Source organism: Devosia sp. P2_G7 (assembly GCF_056403495.1).
Genome location: NZ_JBFUFI010000031.1, coordinates 1 through 2,377, shown reverse-complemented (window position 1 = coordinate 2,377; position 2,377 = coordinate 1). Strand labels below are relative to the sequence as shown.

General features: G+C 63.3%; 4 protein-coding genes. 3 read left to right on the top strand and 1 reads right to left on the bottom strand.

From position 1 onward, the window contains the following. Nucleotides 1–27 precede the first annotated feature (27 nt). Nucleotides 28–606 (top strand): SH3 domain-containing protein, encoded by a 579-nt coding sequence (locus tag AC1DWU_RS23110; RefSeq protein WP_477152370.1) that lies wholly within the window; start codon nucleotides 28–30, stop codon nucleotides 604–606. Nucleotides 607–886: 280 nt separating this feature from the next. Here the strand turns inward: AC1DWU_RS23110 and AC1DWU_RS23105 are convergent, their stop codons facing one another. Beyond that, nucleotides 887–1,069 carry a hypothetical protein gene (locus tag AC1DWU_RS23105; RefSeq protein WP_477152369.1) on the bottom strand — a complete coding sequence of 61 codons (183 nt, stop codon included), beginning with the start codon at nucleotides 1,067–1,069 and terminating at the stop codon, nucleotides 887–889. A 125-nt stretch (nucleotides 1,070–1,194) separates the two neighbouring features. Here AC1DWU_RS23105 and AC1DWU_RS23100 point away from each other — a divergent pair, with 125 nt between their 5' ends. Both AC1DWU_RS23100 and AC1DWU_RS23095 read left to right on the top strand, forming a co-directional pair. Next, nucleotides 1,195–2,013, top strand: a complete 819-nt coding sequence (locus AC1DWU_RS23100; RefSeq protein ID WP_477152368.1) for an ATP-dependent DNA ligase — start codon at nucleotides 1,195–1,197, stop codon at nucleotides 2,011–2,013. Next, nucleotides 2,000–2,203 (top strand): hypothetical protein, encoded by a 204-nt coding sequence (locus tag AC1DWU_RS23095; RefSeq protein ID WP_477152367.1) that lies wholly within the window; start codon nucleotides 2,000–2,002, stop codon nucleotides 2,201–2,203. Before AC1DWU_RS23100 ends, AC1DWU_RS23095 begins: the two co-directional genes overlap by 14 nt. The last annotated feature ends 174 nt before the right edge of the window (nucleotides 2,204–2,377 follow it).

Genomic DNA, 2,377 nt, shown 5'->3' with positions numbered 1-2,377 from the left:
TGTAGCGGGTAGGCTCGGAGTAATGAAATGAAACACCTAGCTCTTACATCTCTTGCACTTGTCGGTGGCCTCGCGTTTGCGGTGCCCGCGGCTGATGCGGCGGAGGCGACGCGGTCGATCAACGTCAGATCCGGCCCCAGCACCTCCTATCGAGTCGTCGATCGATTGTTTCGCGGCGAAGACGTAAACGTCCGAAGGTGCCGCGCGAACGGGTGGTGCTACATCACCCATCCTGGTCCCGATGGCTGGGTTTCGGCCCGCTATCTCGTCTCSAACGAACTGCGTGATGAGTATCTGTCGGGCCGGCGCATGCAGCCGAACCTCAGCTTTAGCATCATAATCGGCGGCGGCGGCTTTGGCGGCGGCGRGGGCCGCCACGACGATGACGACAACGGCAGGCCGCGCGAGGAGCTGGTCTGTCTCGTGACCTTCTTCAACGAGGAGGATGTCGCAGCCGGCGCAGACGCAGATGTGGAAAGCGCGCGGGTGCTGCCGCGCAGTGAAGCCGAGGCACGAGATCGTCCCAACGATCGGCGCGCTATCTTCGATTACGGTACCGACCGACAGACCCGAGAGACGTGCGACTATCTCGACAACCTGAACTGACGCGGTCGACCCGTAGGGGTCAGCACTAGAAGTTCATGATGTGGCGGACGTCCGAGCGCGGGCGCCCGCTATGTCTGTCCAAAGTGCGTCCCCCCATGCTCGGAACCAAAATTTGCCATCGGCATTGATGGTGCAATCCGCGAGAGCGGACGATGAGGGCGCCCCCGTCCTCATCCCGCGCAGGGCGATGTCGCCCCCATTCCCCGCGCAAAAAAGGAACCCCGGCCACCCCAAGCGGCCGGGGCTCTTTGTTATCGGCTTTGAGTGGGGCATCGAGTGCCTACGTATGCACGCCCAGGCTCCGCCTCTTCGGCTGGTCGCGGGGCTTTGCCGCCAACGCGGACTTAACGTTCACCAAAGGAATCCCCAAGATCCGGTGAATTTCTTCAGGGGTCAGGTTCGGCTGCTTGGCCACCAGGGCCCGCACTTGAGAGGCAGCGGACGGCTTGATCGAGATGGTCATGAACTTCCTCCGAAGCTAGGCGCCGCAGGCGATTCAAACTTGCCCCGATCGATGGAGTTCCAGGAAACGAATCAGTGATCGGCGGGCGACTCGGATTCGTTCCGCATCCGCATTAAATTGCGATCATGCTCCTCGATAAGCCCGCCCTCCGGTTCGACGGCTATCGCACCCAACTACATGTCGAGGCGGGCACCGCGAAAGCCTTCACCAGCAGCGGAGCCAACTGGACCGAGAAGTATCCGCAGATCGTTGCGGCCGCAGCGCAACTGCGCTGCACGTCTGCCATCATTGACGGCGAAGTCTACCTGCCCGACGCCCGCGGCGCGGCCGACTTCTCAGGCTTACCAGCGGCCATCCGCTGGCGGCCGCAGGATTTAATCTTCGTCGCCTTCGACCTGCTGTACCTGGACGGGGAGGACGTCCGCAGCAGGCCGATAGAGACCCGGCGCGCCAAACTGCACGAGCTCCTGCAGAGCGCGCCGGCACCTTGCCTGGCGTTCAGTGAGGAACTCGGAGTAGACGGGTCAGAGGCGTTCGCCGCGATCGACGCCTTGGGCCTCGAGGGGATCGTCTCGAAGAAGCGCGGCAGCCGCTATAAGAGCGGCGACACCGATGCCTGGCTGAAGACCAAGACTTTCACCGAAGGCGAGTTCGAAGTCCTCGGCGCCGACCTGTCGCCGACAGGGGCGCCGGTGGCGATCCTTGCCCGCCGAAACGAGCACGGCCTGCACTATGTAGGTGATGCCTTCATTACGCTGAAGGCGGCGGACCGGGAGGACTTCTGGGCCTACGTTGAGGCGAACACCATCGACGCCCCTGCCCTGCCCTTAAGGCGGCGCGGCACCTGGTTGAAGCCGGGCCTCATCGCCAAGGTCAAACACTTGCGTGGTGACGGCACCTTGCGAGCTGCCTCACTCAAGGGGCTACGTCATGATCACCGCTAGGCACCCGCCCGAGCCCGACATGCCGAAGGTCGAGTTCCTCGAGCCGGACTTCGCGCGGTGGATATTCGCGACCGACGATCCGGCCCTGCAGCGCGTCCAGTTTAACTACTGGCGCGGCTGGTTTGGTTTCGAGGAGGACGACGAGCCGCACGAGATCAACGGTCGCACCTGGCTGGTTCGCCGCCACTAATGGCGACTGAAGTCGACATCTGGAGCGCAAGACGTCGCGGTAGGTTGAATCGCTGGCAAATTCCCTAACTCGCCTCCGGCCGCCCCTTGGTCCGGAGGCCCAACGGTCCGGCGGGCAACGCTGCAACTCAGGTTCGCTCGCCGGATCGCCAAGCATTGATGCCCTGTGGCCGCA

What these genes read in the sequence shown, in the direction of transcription:
- AC1DWU_RS23100 (WP_477152368.1), top strand. Translation starts at nt 1,195, where the DNA reads ATGCTCCTCGATAAGCCCGCCCTCCGGTTCGACGGCTATCGCACCCAA.
- AC1DWU_RS23095 (WP_477152367.1), top strand. Translation starts at nt 2,000, where the DNA reads ATGATCACCGCTAGGCACCCGCCCGAGCCCGACATGCCGAAGGTCGAG.
- AC1DWU_RS23105 (WP_477152369.1), bottom strand. Translation starts at nt 1,069, where the DNA reads ATGACCATCTCGATCAAGCCGTCCGCTGCCTCTCAAGTGCGGGCCCTG.